The organism is Methanosarcina sp. WH1, assembly GCF_000970005.1.
Taxonomy (GTDB): domain Archaea; phylum Halobacteriota; class Methanosarcinia; order Methanosarcinales; family Methanosarcinaceae; genus Methanosarcina.
On the sequence record NZ_CP009504.1, the window covers coordinates 1124696 to 1144992 of the forward strand.

General features: G+C 41.1%; 15 protein-coding genes and 3 pseudogenes. 2 read left to right on the plus strand and 16 right to left on the minus strand.

Annotation, left to right across the window (positions count from 1 at the left end; translation table 11 throughout):
• Positions 1-7: 7 nt before the first annotated feature.
• From MSWH1_RS05100 to MSWH1_RS05110, 4 genes and pseudogenes are all read right to left on the minus strand, one after another.
• Positions 8-598, minus strand: a complete 591-nt coding sequence (locus MSWH1_RS05100; protein ID WP_048126685.1) for an archaellin/type IV pilin N-terminal domain-containing protein — start codon at positions 596-598, stop codon at positions 8-10.
• Positions 599-893: 295 nt separating this feature from the next.
• A pseudogene (locus tag MSWH1_RS17910) lies at positions 894-1397 on the minus strand (IS1 family transposase); the annotation flags it as partial.
• Positions 1398-1522: 125 nt separating this feature from the next.
• Positions 1523-2374: a 2-oxoacid:ferredoxin oxidoreductase subunit beta gene (locus MSWH1_RS05105; RefSeq protein WP_048126687.1), complete on the minus strand. Its 852-nt coding sequence runs from the start codon at positions 2372-2374 to the stop codon at positions 1523-1525.
• A complete protein-coding gene (locus MSWH1_RS05110; RefSeq protein ID WP_048126689.1) occupies positions 2361-4100 on the minus strand; it encodes a 2-oxoacid:acceptor oxidoreductase subunit alpha in 1740 nt (579 codons plus the stop codon). Before MSWH1_RS05110 ends, MSWH1_RS05105 begins: the two co-directional genes overlap by 14 nt.
• Positions 4101-4635: 535 nt before the next feature.
• On the opposite strand from MSWH1_RS05110, the gene MSWH1_RS05115 reads away from it, so the two are divergent.
• Positions 4636-4863 (plus strand): hypothetical protein, encoded by a 228-nt coding sequence (locus MSWH1_RS05115; protein ID WP_156148075.1) that lies wholly within the window; start codon positions 4636-4638, stop codon positions 4861-4863.
• Positions 4864-5564: 701 nt separating this feature from the next.
• On the opposite strand, the gene hmgA is transcribed toward MSWH1_RS05115, so the two are convergent.
• The 9 genes and pseudogenes from hmgA to MSWH1_RS05155 form a co-directional block, all read right to left on the minus strand.
• Entirely contained in the window at positions 5565-6821 is a 1257-nt protein-coding gene (gene hmgA / locus MSWH1_RS05120; RefSeq protein WP_048126693.1) for a hydroxymethylglutaryl-CoA reductase (NADPH), read from the minus strand.
• A gap of 224 nt (positions 6822-7045) precedes the next feature.
• Entirely contained in the window at positions 7046-7414 is a 369-nt protein-coding gene (locus MSWH1_RS05125) for a DsrE family protein (RefSeq protein ID WP_048126695.1), read from the minus strand.
• 183 nt (positions 7415-7597) lie between these two features.
• Positions 7598-8506 (minus strand): annotated as a pseudogene (locus tag MSWH1_RS05130) (IS630 family transposase).
• A 1388-nt stretch (positions 8507-9894) separates the two neighbouring features.
• Entirely contained in the window at positions 9895-12504 is a 2610-nt protein-coding gene (locus MSWH1_RS05140; protein WP_048126699.1) for a valine--tRNA ligase, read from the minus strand.
• Positions 12505-12857: 353 nt separating this feature from the next.
• Entirely contained in the window at positions 12858-13511 is a 654-nt protein-coding gene (locus MSWH1_RS05145; RefSeq protein WP_048126701.1) for an HAD family hydrolase, read from the minus strand.
• 336 nt (positions 13512-13847) lie between these two features.
• Entirely contained in the window at positions 13848-14039 is a 192-nt protein-coding gene (locus MSWH1_RS18840) for a transposase (protein ID WP_255350486.1), read from the minus strand.
• A gap of 152 nt (positions 14040-14191) precedes the next feature.
• The gene (locus MSWH1_RS19865) at positions 14192-14302 is read right to left on the minus strand and encodes a transposase (protein WP_369798577.1); all 111 of its coding nucleotides are present in this window, start codon (positions 14300-14302) and stop codon (positions 14192-14194) included.
• Positions 14299-14388, minus strand: a complete 90-nt coding sequence (locus tag MSWH1_RS20730; protein WP_369798561.1) for a transposase — start codon at positions 14386-14388, stop codon at positions 14299-14301. Before MSWH1_RS20730 ends, MSWH1_RS19865 begins: the two co-directional genes overlap by 4 nt.
• 537 nt (positions 14389-14925) lie before the next feature.
• Complete coding sequence (locus MSWH1_RS05155) at positions 14926-15690, minus strand: HAD family hydrolase (RefSeq protein ID WP_048126705.1); 765 nt, start codon at positions 15688-15690, stop codon at positions 14926-14928.
• A gap of 115 nt (positions 15691-15805) precedes the next feature.
• Here MSWH1_RS05155 and tnpC point away from each other — a divergent pair.
• Positions 15806-17261 (plus strand): annotated as a pseudogene (tnpC, locus tag MSWH1_RS05165) (IS66 family transposase).
• Positions 17262-17363: 102 nt separating this feature from the next.
• On the opposite strand, the gene MSWH1_RS05170 reads toward tnpC, so the two are convergent.
• The 3 genes from MSWH1_RS05170 to MSWH1_RS05175 form a co-directional block, all read right to left on the minus strand.
• Positions 17364-18317, minus strand: coding sequence for a phosphotransferase (locus MSWH1_RS05170; protein ID WP_048126707.1), 954 nt, complete (start codon positions 18315-18317; stop codon positions 17364-17366).
• 484 nt (positions 18318-18801) lie between these two features.
• The gene (locus MSWH1_RS20735) at positions 18802-18909 is read right to left on the minus strand and encodes a molybdopterin-dependent oxidoreductase (protein WP_369798578.1); all 108 of its coding nucleotides are present in this window, start codon (positions 18907-18909) and stop codon (positions 18802-18804) included.
• Positions 18910-19316: 407 nt separating this feature from the next.
• Positions 19317-20168 (minus strand): YkgJ family cysteine cluster protein, encoded by an 852-nt coding sequence (locus MSWH1_RS05175; protein ID WP_231585595.1) that lies wholly within the window; start codon positions 20166-20168, stop codon positions 19317-19319.
• Positions 20169-20297 lie beyond the last annotated feature (129 nt).

Below are 20297 nucleotides of genomic sequence, written 5' to 3' on the forward strand. Positions count from 1 at the left end.
CTAGGGATTACTTCAGGTTCATGACGTTGTCAATCTGTGGGGGTGTGATTCTGGAGATAGGGACGATTGCACCAACCTTCGGTTTTACTTCAAGCCTGAACTCTCTATTAACCACATCGGTCGTGTTATCTCTCTGCAGCATTGCATCTTCGGGGACCTCAACGGTGATTTGCACTTTTTCGTGCTTCTCCAATATGGTATCCCCATCGTTATCCCCTATAAACTCTTGAGTCCAGGTTGTATTTGCTTTATAAGCAGCGCTATCGGAGTAGGATATAATCAGCATTCCTTCGCTACTGTCAACTCCTATATCCACCGGGGACTGACCTGCAGTTAGTTGAAGAGTCAATATTATCTCGTTCACTTTATTTTCGCTACTTTTTGCTATCACGTCGCCTGCAAGCCCAAAGGAAGACGTTGTCTGTTTTACACCCTCATCAATTGTTGCCTTAGCGGTATCAGAGGTCGTAAACCCAGCCCCGAGGATTACATAAGAGAAAACGGCTGCCACCACCACAAAAGCGGTCAGCACGATTGCGGATTCAAGCCCTGTAAAGGCTTTTTCGTCTTTTCTAAAGATGTTAGAAATCCCTTTCATTCTGTTTTCACTCCATTATTGTTTGAGTGAAGATATATAGAAAAGTCAAAAGTCTCCATTTTCCAGTTCCTGAAATTCTAAATTTTTGGACTGTAGTTTGCTATACGAACTATCTTCTCAGGAGCTGATGCTTATGGTTCCCGGTTAACTGACCCCCCTATAAACATACTCGCAATTTTACAACAGATATTCAATTTTACAACAGATATTATCACTCTTCTAATTTATTAACTTTTGCTAGAATATTCTACAGTTCTTTATATTAATCTTTATTTAATATTTTGATGGCTCATCTTTATCCGATTGATGCTTTTAAACACCTGAATGTCAGCAGTTCCTTTAAAGTCCATTTTGAGTTTACAATTCCTGCCTCTCTTGTAGGTGTACTTTTGCATTCAATCCCTCTTTCATCTTTGTATCTTAATCCTCCATGCCCTCTACAGAAGTTAAAATGCGCGCAATATAATCTCATTTGATATTCTAACCATTCTTTCGCTTTCGAAAACCCTATATTTTTCCTCGAAACTCTGTTGTTATTTTGTCTAAAAGTCAGATTTTGTCTTTCTTTGTTTCTTTGGTTTTCCACTGTTCTCAGTTCTTGGGAACTCTCTCAAAAATCTAAATTGTTTCAAAAGAGCTTCTATATAAAAGTTAAGCTCATCTGTGACAAAAAGAAAAATTTTATCTGAAAGATGTTTATTAACTAACTCAACCAGTTTGTCTGCAATATGCTGTTTTCTTGGACTATTGTAAAGTCAAGTATTGGCCTACAACCTGGTGCAAAGGCTACCCACATCCATAAATCAAAGATATCCGGGTAGAGTATTTTGGGAAAAAAAGTAGAATCTCGGACTGAGTTCAAATAATTGATAGAAAGATTCCCGGACTGAGTTTTATTTATAAAAAAAAAGTAAGTGAGGTTTTTTAATAAAATTTCTCAATCTCATGTTTTACTTCTTCGATTGAAAACTTTTGCCTCACAAGGGGCTCTTTACGAATTGTCGGCACCATTTCTTCCAGGGTTTCCTTATCATTTTTGTAAAATATGCCGTTAGGGATTTTGTCTCCCCATTCAAGAGACCTTTCGAAAGCTTTTACGCGGTCGTAAGGGTCATAGTCATCTTCGAGTTTGTAAACTCTGTCCCGGTACCACCTGAAGGTATTCACTTTATTAAAAGTGACACAGGGCTGAAGAATATCAAGCAGGGAAAAGCCTTTGTGTGTTATGGCAGCCTTCATAAGCTCTTTTAAGTTCTCCTGGTTTCCTGCAAAACCTCTGGCAACGAAACTACAGTCAAGGGAGATTGCCATAGCAAGAGGGTTAAGAGGCTCGGAAGGGACCCCGTAAGGCTGGATTTTTGTATGAGTTCCCCTGGCTGTCGTAGGTGAAGCCTGCCCCTTTGTAAGCCCGTAGATCTGGTTGTCGTGCACTAAAAGTGTTATGTTCGGGTTTTTTCGGATTGCGTGGAGGAAATGATTTCCACCTTCCCCGTAACAGTCCCCATCCCCGGCAACTGCAATCACATGCAGGGAATGGTTGGCAAGTTTTGCAGCCGTGGCAACAGGCAGGGTTCTTCCGTGCAGCCCGTTGAAGGTGTGGCACTTCATGTAGTGGGGTAGTTTTCCACTCTGGCCGATTCCCGAAACCAGCAGGACTTCCCATGGCTCGATTCCAAGTTCGATAAGTGCCTGCTTGACGGTTGAGAGAATCTGGAAGTTTCCGCATCCTGGACACCAGGCAGGTTTCTGGGCTTCATAGTCTTTAGAGGTAGGCATCTACTTCCTCCTTCAGGTTTTCAATGGTAAACGGCCTTCCGTCGTACCTTAAGATCTGGTGGGTAAATTCAAATCCTGTTTCAGCTCTGATGAGCTCTGCAAACTGGCCTGTGGCATTATTTTCTATGGAGATGGCAAGCTTTGCATTCTTGAGAAGTTCTATATAATCAAACCTATCCCTTTTGGAAAGCGGGTAGATCTGGCTGAAATGCATCATGGCAATCTTCCTGTCCTTTGAGAGGATATCCACGACCTCTTTTATCGCACCGTAAGTAGAGCCGTGTCCCACAAGCACTATTTCTGGAGAGGGGTCTCCATACATAAGTGGGGCTTCGATTTCTTCTTTTATCAGCGGCATTTTTTTGAGCAGCCTTTTCTGGACCATTCTGATACGAGTTTCAGAGTCCTCTATAAGGTGTCCTTCTTCATCGTGCTCATCGCTATCTGCCACAACTAGATGTTTTCCTGCTTCTCCGGGAACTGCAAACAGGGAAATCCCTGTATCCGAGTATTTGTAGCGTTTGTACTCCTCTACCCCTTCCAGATCTTTTTCCCTCAACCGGTAATCATTGTAGATCAGGTGCTCAAAGTTGAAGTTTTCAAAGGTCCACTCGGAATCTCCAAGGTACTGGTCGGACTGGATAAATACAGGGATCTGGTATTTCTCTGCAAGTTCGAAAGCCCTGTTAGTGAGATAAAATGCCTGTTTTGGAGTCCCCGGTTCAAAGATAACCCTTGGAAACTCTCCGTGCCCTGCGTATAAAATAAAAAGTAGGTCCGCCTGTTCAGTACGTGTGGGCAACCCAGTAGCTGGCCCAGGGCGCTGAACTTCTGCAATCACAAGAGGAGTTTCGGTCATCCCTGCCAGGGAGAGCCCTTCTACCATCAGGGCAAACCCTCCTCCTGAACTTCCGGTCATTGCCCTTACGCCTGCAAAAGAGGCTCCTATTGCCATGTTAATTGCTGCAATTTCGTCTTCAGCCTGTTCTACAACAAGACCATATTCTTCTGCTTTTGAGGCAAGGTAATTCAGGATCCCTGTCGAAGGCGTCATGGGATATGCAGAATAAAACTTGCAGCCGGACATGAGAGCCCCCATTCCGATTGCCTGAATCCCGTCTATAAGCATGAGTTTTTTTTCTTCCGGCTCCTGGATTTCAACAGCTTCACAGCGGGGGCAATTTGAAAGGACATAGTCATATCCTGCTTTTGCACAGGCTATGTTTTTCTCAATTATTTCGTTCCCTTTTTTCTTGAAAGTGCTTTTAAGGATTTCCTTAAGGCGCTCGAGCCCGAGGTCAAGAATGCCAAGCACCGCCCCGGTAGCTACGGTATTTGCCATGATACTGCTTTTTCCTGCATCAAGGGCTATTTTTTTGAAGGGAACATCTATAAATTCAGGTCCTTCAAATTTCTTCTTGATAGTTTCTGAGTCATACAGTATAAATCCATCGTCTCTTACACTTTTTTTGTGAATTTCGATCGTGTTCAGATCAAGGGCGAGAAGAATGTCGACCATATCCCTGGAGGCTGATACCTTCTGGTCGGAAAAGCGGATCTGGTAAAAGTTATGCCCTCCGCGGACCATGGACATGTAGTCCTGATGTGTAAATACGTGGTATCCTGTTCGGGAAAATATTTTTGCAAGGGCTCCTCCTATGGTCTGCAGCCCCTGCCCGGCCTCTCCCCCTATTCGAAGTGTATAGTCCAGAATCTTAACCTCCATTATTTCTTTATTTTTTCTGATTTTTCAGGCAATTCTTGCATTTCTTAACTGCAAGTTCACATTTCTTAACTGCAAGTTCATATTTCTTAACTGCAAGTTCACATTTCTTAACTGTGAATTTAATACTCTCTAATAGTCACGAGAGCGCATAAACAATAGAGTTTGCAGCCTCTCTAAAATAATTACAGTAAAACAGAAATCCCCCTTGTATCGTTTCCTTTCTTTCCCTATTCTCTCCACCTTTTTAGGCATTTACCCTTTTTAGCCCCTAAGAAGTATTAATATTAAACTTTAAATAATCTTACTTCCGAGCCTTATCAGGAAAATATGTGGTTAATCCGCGATAAAACGTGACATTAAAGTACTAGTAAAATAAGTTCACATATGAATACAAAAGATGAGCAGGACGTTGGGATCAGGTCTCTGGTCAGATGCCTTCCTTAATTTATATGTTGAATATATCCTGCTTATCTGAAATGAAGTCTCTAAGAATAAAATGTTTTTGAAGACTATTTGCGGAGTAGAAGGAGCTAAAATGTTGTCTAAAGATGCAGTAAAAGACTTCTTTGCTAAAGGCCGGGGTGTTTTGCTGGGTTTTTCCCTCATACTTCTTGGAGCTCTTCTGATTACGGTTAACAAAATTCTTGGCTCAATTGCGGTCCTCATCGGAATTATTTTACTCACGCTGAGTGATTATATCTCGGAAAGTGAAGAGGAGGAATTGCCCTGGAACAAGACGGATGAAGATGAGCCAGAAGAGTAAGGCAGGGTTAAAATAGGCTAGATTTGGGGTAAAACGGGATTATTCAGAGCCAATTTAAAGACGGAGCAAATGGGAATCAGATTCAGGAGAGTAAGTTCCTTAAAAAAATGAGATTGGAACTGACTGAAAAGACTGGCTGAATAGAACAGACTGTCGTGAATCAAAAAGTACTCACTGTTAATATAAATATAAGGTTTTTCCAATAAGAATACAGCCTATTAAAGCAATTCCCAGTATCAATATCTCTGTCTGAAGTACAGCGTATAATATGAAAAAGCAAATTATTGAGGTGACCGCACAGGCCAGAATATCCACAGGATTGCTCATGCCTGCCTCCATATCAAGCCTATAAACTCACATCATGATAAGTATTTCTACTTTTGATAAATCTTTAATAATAATTTGATGTATAATATTCAGGAAATAACTCTTCAACTAAAATAGTTGAAATGCTTTTCTGTGGCCTGAATTACTTAAAAGATCACCTTAGTTTTGAAAGGTAGCCTGAAGACCTCAAGAAGTATCCCGAATATCTCGGAGGGAGTCTGAATATCTAAAGTGGTTAAGCAAAGTGAAAAATGTAATCCCCTCCCGACTGCTTTCATTAAGGAGGGGAATTTCTGGCTTCAGTGCAGATTCAGGGTATTTTTTATTTTCCTGAGCGCATTTGGCTGAGTTTCCCTGTATCTTTTTCCGAAGCTTCAGAATTTTCCGCGTCCGAGCTGGGCATGGGCGCGGGCGAGGTGTCCGGCAGCCTGGGCTCCGATGAGGGAAATCTCTCCTGCAAGTACGGCAGAAGCTACAATTTCTGCAAATTTCCGGGAGTTTATTCCAGGAGTATCTCCTGCCCCGGCAACGCCGAGAATATTCAGGCAATCTCTCTGGGTTCCAAGGCCAGTGCCTCCTCCGACTGTACCTACAGGGAGGGCTGGCAGGGTGATAGAACAGTGAATCTCTCCATATTTTGTAAGTTCCATACTCATAATTGCGGTACTGCCTTCGACAACGTGGGCAACATCCTGTCCGCAGGCAAGGTAGACGGCAGCGATAACGTTTGCGGCATGGGCATTAAATCCGATAGCTCCTGCTCTTGCCGAACCAAGAAGGTTTTTACTGTAATTTACCTCAAACATTGACTCTGGAGTACACTTGAGGGTTTCTTTGACTATCTCTTCAGGAATGGTAACTTCGGCAACCACAGTCTTCCCCCTCCCAAGAATGGTACTTATGGACGCAGGTTTTTTGTCGGTGCACATATTTCCCGAAAGGGTAACAGGCTGTGCGCCAAACTCGTCTTCTATGAGGTGCATCACTGCATCTGTGGCTATGGTCACCATATTCATGCCCATTGCATCTTTTGTATCATAGGAAAACCTGAGATATACATACGTTCCAGTCACAAAGGGCTTTACAGAGAGCAGTTTCCCAAACCTTGTAGTCTTTTCAGCAACTTCTTTCATCTGCTCGAAAACTTCAGGACGTTTCACCCAGTCGTAAAATTTTTTGGTTCTTTCAAGGCTCTCAAGCTTAAAGACCGGGGCTCTGGTCATTTCATCTTCAAAAACTCTAACATTTGCCCCCCCTGACTTTGTGATAACTGAGCAGCCGCGGTTTACGCTGGCAACAAGGGCTCCTTCCGTTGTAGCCAGAGGTATATAGTATTCAGAGCCTGCATATTCTCCGTTTACTTTCAGAAGCCCGGCAACCCCAAGAGGAATCTGAACTGCCCCTATCATGTTTTCAATATTCTTCTTTGTTACAGTTTCCACGTCTAAAGAGAAATTCTGGATGTGTTCAAATTCGAGTTTTGCGTACTCCTGAATGGCAAGTCTCCGGATTTTTACGGCTGTTAACGGGTCTGCAAACTCTTCTATCTTACGAAAGGCTATATCCCCGTCAAGAACCTTCTGTAAAAGAAGCTTTTCTTCCTCACCAAGTTCATAATCTTTTAAATACATGAAACCACCAACTGATATTTTTATTTTTACTCTAAATATCTGCATATTAACATATAATTCATTCCTCAAAATAAAAGAAAATAGCCAATATAATATAAATAATATTAAAAGAGAGGTTCATAAAAGACAATCATTAAAAAATGATTCTAAATAATTATTTTGAAAGAGATCTTAAAAGAATATTAACTATTCTTTCAAGTTGATTATTGACTCAACTGTTAAATTCAGAAGTTTATAATCAGCTGGTTTTCCTCGCTGTATGTTAAAAAAAGTTCAGCCACGTCTTTTGAGCAAATAAACTCAATTCCAGGGATTAATTCTTCCTTCTTAAGGCCGATCATATCTGAGGCAAGCTGACAGCATCGGAATTCTATTCCCATCTCGATGCATTCCTGAACAGAGGCATCGTACTTGGGTGACCCTCTCGTTTTATCTTTCTTTGCAAGCAATACTCCCATAGGTCCCCACAGAATAACCAGAACATCGAGCCCTCTACTTCTATAATACTTCGCGAACTTGAGAGTTTCCTGCGGGCTGGTGCTTTCGTACACCATATTTTTTAGTAGCAGTAATACCTTTTCGACTTTTGTCATAAGAACCCCAGGTCTGAACAATACTTTTCTGAAACAGATTACCTGGATGTATATAAAGTTTCACATTGAAACCAAGGGTATATTCATTTTTTTTACTTTATTTAAATAATTCTGTTCATCCCTTTGGAAACTGACCGAATCTCCAGGTCTGTACATAATTTAACTAGTGTCTTAACAATTTAATTATTCTACATAACACTTTGACATTTTCTCATCGGCATTCTTCTTTGTAAATTTCCATTCTATTTTTTTTCTTGTTCGTTTCTCCTCTTCGTCCATGCATCCACTTCATGGGCAAGTTTATCTATGTCACCGATCCTTCTGTCTGTATATTCGATATCCGTCACCGATCCTTCTGTCTGTATATTCGATATCCATCACATTGATCTCAGTTTCTGTGGCGTTAAGCCAGCTTGCATGTTTTGGCGTGTAATGGAATTCTATCTTGTCCAGGATCCGCTTTGCTTCCTCTTCGCTGAATGTTTCGTAGAATGACTTTTCCTTATGGATATTGAGATTACCCGTAACAGTCTGATGACTTCAGCTTCAGAATAGTTTTCGTTAACGAGAATTTTCACGAATTGTGCAAAATCCTTCATAGTTCTTCTTTCAGTGATTTGAGTTACCCCTTTTCCCGCTTTAAACTCTACTGCCATGAATACGTTTGCAGTTCCATTCCCAACATATTCGTAATCACATTTTTCTGGGTTTCCCGGCTTCATTGGAATGGACTTTCTCTTATCTTTAAGAAGTTGTTTTGGTTTCTCGTCAAGGCAGACAAGAGGGTTTTTAGAATCGTAATACTCTTCGTACAGATTAAGAATGTCGTACATACTTTCTCTATTTTACAGGTTGACCGGATTTTGGCTTGTCCATAAGAGCGTTTGGTAGACCTTCTTCAACATACCTTTTCCTTATATTCAAAGTAGTATTTCTGGAAACACCTTATGTTTTCGCTATCTCGATTACTCCTTTTCGCTGGTTTGACAGGAGAATGCGAGCTCAGGTTAGTTCTCTTGCATTTTTATGTCCCTTTTTCACAAAGTCCATAAGGAAACTTACTTCATTATCTTCAAGTTTAATTTGTAGTATGAAAGTATAAAGAGATTCAAAGCTTATTAAAATGACCAATAATTTAATGGTTGAAACACTAGTTCTATTGCAGCTTGAAAACATGTAGTTGCTTTTTAAGTTTCAAAAGGTCTGAGTATTTTCAACTCAAAAAACTTATAAAGTTTCGGGGCGATTATAGAGCTCGAGTTTTTGATATTAGATCACAGAATTATTAGCTTTTTTTATTGTCCAAAATGAATAAATTGTTAACAATAGTTGAAATGTCATTATTTGTAATGGTTTTACTCTCACCTATAAATTTAAATACTTCGTCTAATTATAATTAGAGTTATTTATATAAATAATTAGAGGATTGATTCTAAATACCTTTTAATGATCTTGATTTAGGAAATGTGATGCAAAAAAAACTCTTAAAATATTTGGTTTATAATGGCGATTCAACGGCGAAGGAGATAAGCTTGCTGATAGACAACCATCCGGTAACAGTTTTTTGAGTGTCGAGTGAGTCTTCCCGGGCTATACATTACATCGGCAAAAGTGTAGATAAACTAACCGGTTATTCTAAAATGGAGTTCATTTCCCAAAAATTATCGTGGTCTGATATTATTCTTTCAGAGTGTCCTTCTACCAGATTTGATTCCGTTGTAATGTTCTATGCAGCGCTTCTTATCTTCTCTTTTTCAATGATGCTGGTAAAAAAGTAAAATGCCAGTTAAGAAGTAAAACAAAGGTAATGACTTAAAATACAGATCAATAAATAACTATTCTCTGAAGATTTCAAAAAACCTGATAATTAAGCATCATGTGTAAGTTCCAATTGAAATTTGCCGGAATTACAGGTTAATTGAAATCCTTTCCCACAGCTGGTTCCTGATTAATTGTTTGATCTATTCCGGAGTCCTGGAGGAACTCTTCTAGTTTTTTCTCTCTACGCCGCACCGGGCCTGTGCCAGCCGCCAACCAGATAAAAAGCAATCCGCCAACTAACCCCGCAATTGAGGAAGATAAAATACTAAAGGAATGCACTCCGGTCTTAGGTCAATACTTTCCTTAATCGAGGAATTGATTTTCAATTTAAAGCTAAAGATAGGATATCCACGCCAGCCGCCTGGCGACCATCAAAAAAATAAAAAAGTTAAAAGAAGCAGACAGTTCTCGATTTCCCTGGAAAGACAGCTCTCCTGTGTCGAGCGTGACAAGAACGATTTAAAGCAGTGAATGACGTTGTATAGGTTAGAGATAGTGTAGCTTAGCCCTCCTGAACGAAGCTCACTGCTCTAACCTATAAATTAGTCCTCTTGAACCCAGCGAAAAGGATCGCGACCTGTTGCACTTGCAGTGCAACTCCCAGAAAATCTCCGATTTCCTGAGATCCCAAACCGCAATTCGGGAAGGTAAGCTTCGGCTTACCTGACAATTACGACTACTGCACCTTTTACATCAAGAATGTCTACCTCACGGCCACCGGAGATTACTTCTTTCCGGACTTCAACCGCCTCGGGTTCGAGTTCTATTGCTTCGCCTTTTACAGTAACGGTTATTTTTCCTGAAGCTGCTTGAGCTTCAATTGCAGCAGGGTCTTCTGCCTGAAGAGCTTTCACAACGGCTCCGGCATCTTTCCTGAAGCGTGGTCCTAGGAAGCCCATATTGGGCTTTACTTCCACAGGCACGTACTCAAATGAAGGAGCACCTTCCATAAGCTCTACTTCAGAGTTCGTAGCTCCTGCAATATCCCCTGTATCGATCTTTACATTATAGATCTCTATTTTTTTAAGGGGGGAGTTCAGAGCCATTCCCTTGTCTGATTTATATCTGCGGACCTCACTCGTGATCTCTTTGATCATTTCGCCAGCTGCTTCTGCTTCTTCGCTTATCAGGCTTTCATCAACTGCAGGCCAGGCCTGGATATGTACACTTTCACTGCTGAACCTGGAGTACATCTCTTCTGCAAAGAAAGGTATGAACGGAGCAAGCAGCAGGGAGAGAGTCCTGATTGTTGTGTAAAGTACATACCGGGCTGCTTTCCTACCTTCCGGTTCTTCCCCATAGAGTCTACCTTTCACAAGTTCCAGGTAGTTATCTGCAAGGACTTCCCAGGCAAAGCCCCTTATGGCTTTGAATGTGGAATCAAACTGATATCCGTTAAGCTCGTTTGTGGCAGTGTCCACAAGCCTGTTAAGCTTACTCAGGAGCCACCTGTCAATTGTAAGGAGGGAATCCAGAGGGAAGTTCTCGGCATCTTCAGGCTTAAAGTCCTTTAAGTGTGACATTGAGAATCGGTAGATACTCCACATCTTCTGCAGGAAGCGAGAGGCTGAGACCACATCTTTCCAGTGGAACATAACGTCTGAGCCTGTGGAACCTCCAACAGCACCCCACTGCCTGAAAGCGTCAGCACTGTGCTGTGCTGTCACTTCTTCGGGGGAGATTACGTTTCCGAGAGACTTGCTCATCTTATGCCCATCTGGCCCGAGCACCATCCCGTTGACCACTATAGAATCCCAGGGTTTCTTGTCTTCAAGAGCCAGGCTCCTCAGGATTGTGTAGAAAGCCCAGGTCCTTATAATATCATGCCCCTGAGGGCGGATCTGTGCAGGCAGGCGGAGCTCATGCTCGCTTTCCCAGCCCGATACGTGCAGTGCAGTAATCGAGGAGTCCATCCAGGTGTCCAGCACATCTGTCTCAGGTTCAAATTCGGTTGATCCGCAGGTACAGGCTCTCTTTGGTGCATTTTCGTTGGGGTCGATCGGGAGCCAGCTTTCTTCGGCAATCATAACCTCCCCACACTTTTTGCAGTACCAGATAGGAATCGGGGTTGCAAAGATCCTCTGCCTGGAGATACACCAGTCCCATTCCATTGTGCCTGTCCAGTTCTGGAGCCTGACCTTCATATATTCTGGGTACCAGTTAATCTCATCTGCAGCTTTCAGGATACTTTCAGGGTTAATTTTTACGAACCACTGGGGTTCGGAAAGGATTTCGATAGGCGTGTCGCAGCGCCAGCAGAGCCCTACATTTTGGTCAAGGGGCTTCTGGTCATAAAGGAAACTCCCGGCTTTCAGGTCTACAATTACAGCTTCCCTGCATTCGGCCAGGCTCATTCCCTCATATTTGCCTGCTTTTTTTGTCATCTTCCCCTGTTTATCGATGGCTTTTACCAGAGGCAGTCCATACTTTAACCACCAGCGCACGTCCTGCTTGTCCCCGAAGGTACAGATCATCACAGCTCCTGTCCCAAATTCTGGTTCAACATCTTCGTCTTCAATCAGTGGTACTTTCTGCCCGAAGATTGGCACTGTGAGGGTTTGTCCTACGTATGCTTTGTATCGTTCGTCTTTGGGGTTAACGGCCACGGCAACACAGGCCGCCATCAGTTCTGGCCTTGTGGTTGCGATGTCTACTTTGTCAAAGTGGACGAAGTTGAGTTTCGTTTGCCTGGCATCATACTCTACTTCTGCAAAAGCAATGGCAGTTTCACAGCGAGGGCACCAGTTGACAGGGTGGTCTTCGTGATAAATATGCCCACCGTTGTACATCCTGACAAAGGACTTCTGTGTCTTTACGAAGTATGATGGCTCCATGGTTACGAATTCGTTGCTCCAGTCCACGGAAAAGCCCAGGCGCAGCATTGTTTTGCGCATCTTGTCGATGTTTCCTCCCGTAAGCTCTCTGCACATCCTGCGGAACTCCGCCCTTGAAACCTGGTTTTTCGTAATCCCATGGATCTCTTCAACCTTAACTTCCGTTGGTAGACCGTGGCAGTCCCAGCCCTGAGGGAACATTACATTATATCCCTGCATACGTTTGTATCTGGCGATAAAGTCGATATAACACCAGTTGAGAGCGTTTCCGATGTGGAAATTGCCTGTAGGGTAGGGAGGTGGGGTATCAATAATATACTGAGGGCGGGTATCTTCTCCCCAGTTGAAGTGGTACATGGAGAGGTTCCACTTCTCCATCCACTTTTCCTCAACCTCGTTTGCATTATATTCTTTTGGAATTTCCGATTCTGTCATAAAGACACTCCATGATTGGGAAATAAGTGTAAGAATTTCTTGGGTTTTAGAGTGCTTGCGATTATTTAAATATATCTGGTTTTTGATGTATGGAAATCTCTGACTGTGTAGGAACTGTCAGATTATATGTTTCGTTTTTGTTGATTGCATTTTTTGTCCGGGGAACCTGCTGACCGGAATGAATATATTTATAATTGTTATACAACAGTCAATCTAACGGCAAACAAAAAAGAAGCAAACAAAAAAGAAGCAAACAAAAAGGAAGCAAATGGGAAAACAGCCGTAAAAATTATATAGCTAAATTAAAAGGTACTGTTCTTCTCCTTTACGCTTTCTTTTGTGTTCTCATGCCCTTATGCATATTTCCACGCGCTGTGTATGTGCATTGCATTCATCCCGAGGCTTTGAGGTGGATATATATCGTTTTCCGGGGTGTCACCGATAGAGAGCACTTCCCAGGGTTCAAGCCCAAGACCGTCGAGAGCCATCCTGAAGAGCCGGATGTCAGGCTTCTTGATACGATGGTCTGAAGATATTATTACGAAATTAAAGCGGTCGTACAGGCCCAGGAAACGAAGCTCCTGTTCCGTAAAAACCCTCTGGGCATTGGAAACAATGCATTTAGGGATATTTCTGTATTTTTCAAGCAGGCGCAGACTCTGAGGGTAAGCTTCCAGTTTCTTTAAAGACGCAGTTCTGAAGACCTTGGCTGTTTCAATCCCAAGCCAGAAAGGATCGATTTCTCTAAAGGCATTTTCGGCACAGATCTCAGTAAAAATCTCTTCTATGCGGATATCAGGATGTTGCTGGCCTGAGTTCCCAAGCCTGCCTATAACTTTCCATCTGTATTCTTCCCGGAGCCGGTTGGGTTCTATCCTCACCCCCTGATAGAGTAACCATTTGCTTACCCTTTCGTTTGTTTCCCGGCCTCCTTCATCTGTTTTGATATCGATGAGAGTTTTATAACAGTCAAAGATTAAACCTTTTATTTTTCCGTTCTGGAGCATAGGAATTCTCCATTTATTTTATTGATATTTTCAATTTTTCTATCTCTTTCTTCTTATAATCTAAATACTATTCTTCAATTATATATTCATTTCGTAAATACTCTTATTATATTCAATTTTTTGAAGGCATTTCTTTATATCTATATATTTTGTTTCAGGTCTATACTCAGGGCTAAATTCTTGAAAATGATAGGTTTCGACATTCCGAAGGTACCCTGGCTTTCTAGCGAAAAAAGTAATAGAAAAAGTTGCTCGTAAAGTGTATTCCTACCAGGTGAACTACCCCGCCCTGCTTTCTGATGAAAGCGAGGACGGAGTTTCCTTCGAGTGATTACGTTACTTGGATATTTGCATAATGCAAGTATCCATCTGTAATCCTGTTTGTCGAAGATTATCAGAAAACCTCTGATAGCCTGTCCACAAAGCATTCTGTGATAAGAACCGTTTCATGATGTTGATAGCACTATTTCTATCCCTATCAATTACGTTTCCACAATCACATTTCATAATTCTTTCCCAAAGAGGCATGTCGTGTCTTTTCTTCAGTTGAATTGATTTTTATCTTCTTCGCCAGATGCATATTTGCCCTGGTTCTCCACACATTGCTTCAGTATATCTAAGGTTACTTGTCCTTCTAAGGTTACTTGTCCTTCTAAGGTTACTTGTCCTTTTAAGGTTACTTATCCTGTTGATGTGATAAAATGTGATCTTGACCAGAAAGTATCTTTCCATAACATAGTTTTTACTTCAGGGAAGTTTTTACGAATCTCCCTTGAAGTTATTGTTTTTATGGTGTGATATACTTTGGAATATCAAGCGAAGGTTTTGCTGAAAATAATAAGTGAAAATGGTCTTTGTCACACTCTATATTCAGCACTTCAACATCGAATGTTTCACTTATCTATGGATTTTTGTTTTGAGAAAATCAATTATCAGAGGATTCGTTAGATCTTTTCTCCTATATTTCACACACTGAACGAAAATGATAATGGGATGAATATGTAGAATGGCTCCTAAGATCCATTTTATACTACATAGTTATAACTTTATTGATATAACTATATGTATAAATAATAATACTACTGTTGTTTTGTAGAAGCTGACGGCTTTCATCTCACTTTCCGAAGTAAATTTTTGCATATTCACAATTTTTCCTGCTATCGATTTTCACTAAAACGTGGATTTATTGGACTTTTATGCAGGAGGTAAAGCAGTTATACGGTGTATCATAGAGACAAAAAAATGATATCATTCAATTTTCACCAGGTTCCATTAAAAATCCAAATTAATTTGATTTGTTTCAAAAACGCTATCAGAGAAATTATTGATTTTTGAAAAAATACTGCGGAATGTGGGTTTTATCCCTCACCTGTCGCTTACGCTCCGAGGAAGGGGACTTCCCGCCTTAAAGTTATCAGTCCGTCAACCCGTAATGTTTCCAGGCTTCTTCAATGGTCATTGCCTGCATCCCGAGCTTTCTGGCCGGAAGGATCTCGTTTTCGTAAGAGTCTCCGAGGGATACAACACACTTGGGTTCGAGTTCAAGTTCCATCCTTTTGAGTGCGGTCATAAAAAGCCTGAGGTCAGGTTTCTTGTATCCCACGTCGGAAGAGAAAATAACAAAATCAAAGTAGTCGTAGAGCCCGAGGAATCGGAGTTCCAGTTCGGAAAAAACCCTCTGTCCGTTGGAGATTATGCATTTGGGGATGTTTATGCAGTGTTCAATTAGTTTTATGCTCTGAGGGAAGGGGCGTAGTTTCCTTATAGAAGCTGCCCGAAAAACTCTTGAGGTCTCAATTCCGAGGAGTTTTTCATCAATTTTCCAGATCGAGTTTTCCCTGCAGATCTCGGCAAAGATGTCCTCTACCTTCACCTCGGGGTATATCTCCGTTGAGTCCTCCATCCTTTCTTGCACCTTAAACATGTACGTGTCCCATAGCTTTTCCGGTTTTATTTTTACCCCATGGTAGGCAAGCCATGAGCTTACAGTCTCGTAAGTCTCGATCCTGTGTTCTTCGGTGTGGATGTCGATAAGCGTCTGGTAGCAGTCAAAAATAGCACCCTTTATCTGGCAGCTCTCAAATACATTTTCCCCTGCTTCGGCAGGAGTGCCCAGAAAGGTAATAGTTCCCTCGCTGGTTTTCGATTCATGTTCCCTGGAAATGTTCTTGCCTCCCATATCCCCTTAATGATTGTTTTTAAGTAACAATTCAGGTAGCCTTTGAAAGGCTACAATTTTTCCTCTTTTCGAGGAAAAATTGCATATAAATTGAATCCTATTTTGTTTCGTTATTATGCTTACACGTGAAGAGATCCTCGTTATCTATGAAGCTGGTCCTGAAGCTGTAATTTCTGTAATCCAGAGACTTGAAACTATCATAGAAGAACAAGCTATTCGAATTGCTGAACTAGAAGAACGTGTAAGGATTTTAGAATCTCGCTTAAATCAAAATAGCAGAAACAGCAGTAAACCTCCTTCTACTGACTTTTTAGTCAAAGAAAAACCTAATCCCAAGAGTCTCCGGAAAAAGAGTGGGAAGAAACCTGGAGGTCAAGAAGGTCATCCAGGCACAACTCTTGATATGGTTAATGATCCTGATTAGGTAATTGAACATTCTTTGACCTGCTGCAAAGAATGTGGACATACTCTTGAGGATGTTGAAGTTGAAGCTTATGAGAGAAGACAAATTTTTGATATTCCTCCTGTAAATCTAATTGTTACGGAACATCGAAGTCAGATTAAGACCTGTACTCACTGTGGAAAATCAAATAAAGCTTCTTTTCCAGAATCTGTGAAATATCCCGTCCAGTATGGTCCTAATATTTTAGCTTCAGCAATTTACTGTAAAAACTACCAGTTTATTCCCTATAAAAGGATTTTAGAGTTTTTTGATGACGTTATGGGGATAAAAATCTGTTCTGCTACGATAATCAGAGCAGAAAAAAGAATGCTTCCGGAATTTAGAGGAGTTTGAAAATGTGAGTCAGGAGAGGTTAATAACTTCTCCTGTAATCCATTGTGATGAAACTGGGATGAAAATTGAAGGAAAAAGGCATTGGCTTCATGTAGCTTCTAATGACAAATACACCTGTTATTTTGCTCACTCAAAAAGAGGATCAGAAGCAATTAATGCCATGGGAATTCTTCCAGAGTTTAAAGGAATAGCAGTTCATGACGGATGGAAACCCTATAACAGTTATGAATGTGATCATGCTCTTTGCAATGCTCATCTCCAGAGAGAACTTACTGGAATTGAGGAGAACTATAAACAGCAATGGGCTAAAGAGATGAATGAACTGTTAACAGAAATGAAAAAGTATACTGATGAGTGTAAAGAGCAGGTCAAAGATCTGGACTTTGAGCAAATTAAAGTGTTAGAAGAAAGGTTCGATGCTGTAGTCATGAAAGGGATTGAAGAAAATCCACCTTCTCTAAACCCTGAAAAACAAGGAAAACGTGGTAAAAATCCAAAAACAAAAGCAAGGAACCTACTTGACAGGTTTATAGAAAACAAAAAACAGATCCTGAGATTCCTCAATGACTTGAGAGTTCCGTTTGAGAATAACCAAGCAGAAAGAGACATAAGGATGATGAAATTACAGCAGAAAATATCAGGAACTTTCAGAACTATACAAGGAGCGGAAGCTTTCTGCAGAATTAGAGCTTATATCTCAACCATTAAAAAGAACGATTTACCTGTTATAGACGGTATTCTCGCGGCGCTCAAAGGAGCGCCGCTATTATTCTGAGAATTTCAGCATTTTGCTGAAAAAACATACTTTTTTATCAGTGGCTGAATAGTTACGTTTTTAATTCCCTTAATTTTATCCTCAATCCCTTTAATTTTACCCTTAATTTCCTCTATTAACTGCACTTAAACATTCACGGGCTTCTCTTATCAGGTAATTCCTGTAATTGCTCTGATGAAGCCTTGCCGAGCGAAGCAGCCCTATACTCATGAAAAATGGCAAAATTCTGGTAACGTGGTAAAAGTCTTTTTCTCCGCGGCTGTACTCCCAGAGGAAGTTCCCTATATACGGTTCGGCTTTCCAGCCTCCTCCTTTGTGTAATTCGAACTCGTTCTTAAGTTCCGCAGTAAGAATTCCGAGGTCTCTGACAGGATTTGCCTCATACCAGGAACTCTCAAAATCAAGTGCATAGGGCTTTCCTTTGCAAAAAATATAATTGGAGGGGGTAACATCCCTGTGGATCATACATCCGCATTCCCGGTCGATCCAGGAACTGTACCACCATTCACCAAGGAGTTTGTTGAACGTCTCTCTGGTGTTGTAATCCAGATTCAGGTGGTTCAGCACGTCATGATAGTTCCTGAACTCATTTTCTTTATCATAAGTGTATGACTGTGTATTGTCATGCAATTGCCTGAGCATGTGAGCCACCGCAGCAAGCTTTTCATAAAGGTTCTCTTCACGTTTAAGATACCAGCCCAGAGATTTTCCAGGTATGTGTTCGGTTACGAGGACACAATTAAAATCTTTATTTATTGCAAGAGGCTTTGCAACATTTATTATCAAAGCTGCTTTTTTCAGGTTCCGGTACTCATTCATCATGCCTTTATAAGTGTTGTAAGCTTTCAGCTTCCCTGTGGGTTCGGCAAAAAATTTTGCCATTACGCTGAAGTGTTCCCCTTTGAACTGATACCTGCAGACGGTATGAGAGGAATTATACTTAAAAACGTCTACACGGCATTTTTTATCGCGAATCCGGTGCCCTACAACTTCTTCAACAAGCCAGTCCCTGAATGGATCCCCAGGGTACAAAGTATTAATATGGCTATTTGCCATTTCAAATTACCCCCATTTTTCCAGCCTCAGTCTCTACAACTATATTCTTTATCTCTCAGTTTTCTTTTCCTCTAAACAGACTGCAATGAGATACAGACCATGAAGCGTAACACTCACTATGAGATACAGACCATGAAGCGTAGCACTCACTATATGTAGCTCTCATGAATCATATAACTCATAATTAATGAAATATAGTGGAATAAAAGACAGAATTAATCAAATCCTGTTATAATCAAGTGTAACCAGGGACAGGATTTGATTCCTTGTTTTGAATTTCCAATATTGATAAGAGTATACTATAGCCCGTGTATCTTATATTATTATTGGTGTTTCAATAATTATTATTGGTGTTTCAATACTGACTTTTACTCCTCCTTTCAAAAGCAGATCCACCAACATCAGCTGTGTTATTGTACCCGAGTTCTTCCCAGTACCCTCTGTAAGGTGAGTCGCTGAGTTCGATTCTTACTATTCATTTCGCTCATTTATACCCATATTTGTCTTCAGCTACGAGCTTCAGGGGAAACCCTCCTTCAGGCGGCAGGGTCACATCATTTAGTTTATATGCCAGTATAACGTCGTTTTTCAGCTGATATCTTTTATAAAGGGAGTGGAGTACGCGCCAGTGTTAGATAAAATTTAAGGTGTTTTCCACAAAACCATCAACCTGCAATCTGTAACTCTTCTTGTCAATATACTGGGTGCCTTTGATGGCATTGTTGCGCTGCTGTGCAGTTGGGGTTAACTGTTTCCCCTTATAAGAAAACGTTTCTGTCTAGTTGTCATAACCCCTCGTTCCTCCCTTTTCGGATACACAACCTGAAACGACTATAAAGGCAACTGAAAATATCAGAAGAATGGATCAGTTTCATAAACCCTCAGCAGGAAACCCCTGAGTTTTAGCTAAGGGGAGGAATGCGTAAACTTCCCTGTCCTGCTCTCTGTTAAATTAATATACCTGTCCTGCTCTGTTAATTAATATACTATTCCTATGCCTCAATCGATTATTTTTGTAATTCCTATGCTGTCGTGGATTATATAGGTACATATGTCTTTTTCCAGATTATTTTTTGCAATATCCGGGCCTTCTTTCCCTCTTTCAAAATCCTCGTATTTTTCGTACATGGCAAGCGTATCTTCAAGTTCTGAGATATATCTGGAAAGCAGGATCTCTGCAAGTTTCCTGCTTTCTTCCGCAGAAATGTGATCTCCAAGCCCTTCACATTCGCAGGTATACAGTTTAAGCCCTTCAATGTAAAAAGGATAAGTGCTGCAGAGCATCGGACGTACAGGATATATTCTGCATCTGTTTGTGTCCTTTTCGAGGAAAACACAATCTCCATTCCTTTTTCGCCTGAGCATCCAGCCGTAGGTATGGATATTTCCATCGGAGTCAATATCCTCCTTTGGGAGTTCAAACAGCTGGAAGGATTCTGAGAACACTTCTTCATCTGGTTCTGATATTTCTGGTTGCACGGAAGAACTTTCTTTGTCCCTGTTTTCTTCCTCCTTTTCGGTTTCTTCGGGTTGGCGGGCTTCAGGGATAAGAGGGCCCGCAACTTCAAGTTTTGAAAGCCCCGTATGTTTCTGGATTTTCTCAATCTCCGGGGGAGTCAATACTACCCGGTTGTCCCCAAAAGCCCGTCGGCAGCACTTCCCGCAGTACTGGCAGGAAAAACCTATTTTTTCGATTTCAGATGCAAGCTTTTCAGGGTCAAGCCTGCGAGCCATCTCAATTTCTTTTTTGAGGGAGGCAATAAGAATGAGCTGATATTTTGTTTTTTCGGATTTTTGCTTACTGCTTGAACCTGGAATTTTCATGTACAGGTTCCTGTCCTGCAGGTACATCAAATTAACGCAGGTGGTGATTGATTTTTATAAAATACGTAAAACTCAAAAAATGTATAGAATATTTTTTCCTGGACTCTTTTTTAGGTCCAAGTACGTAACAATCAGTAAAGTATATATTAGGGAACT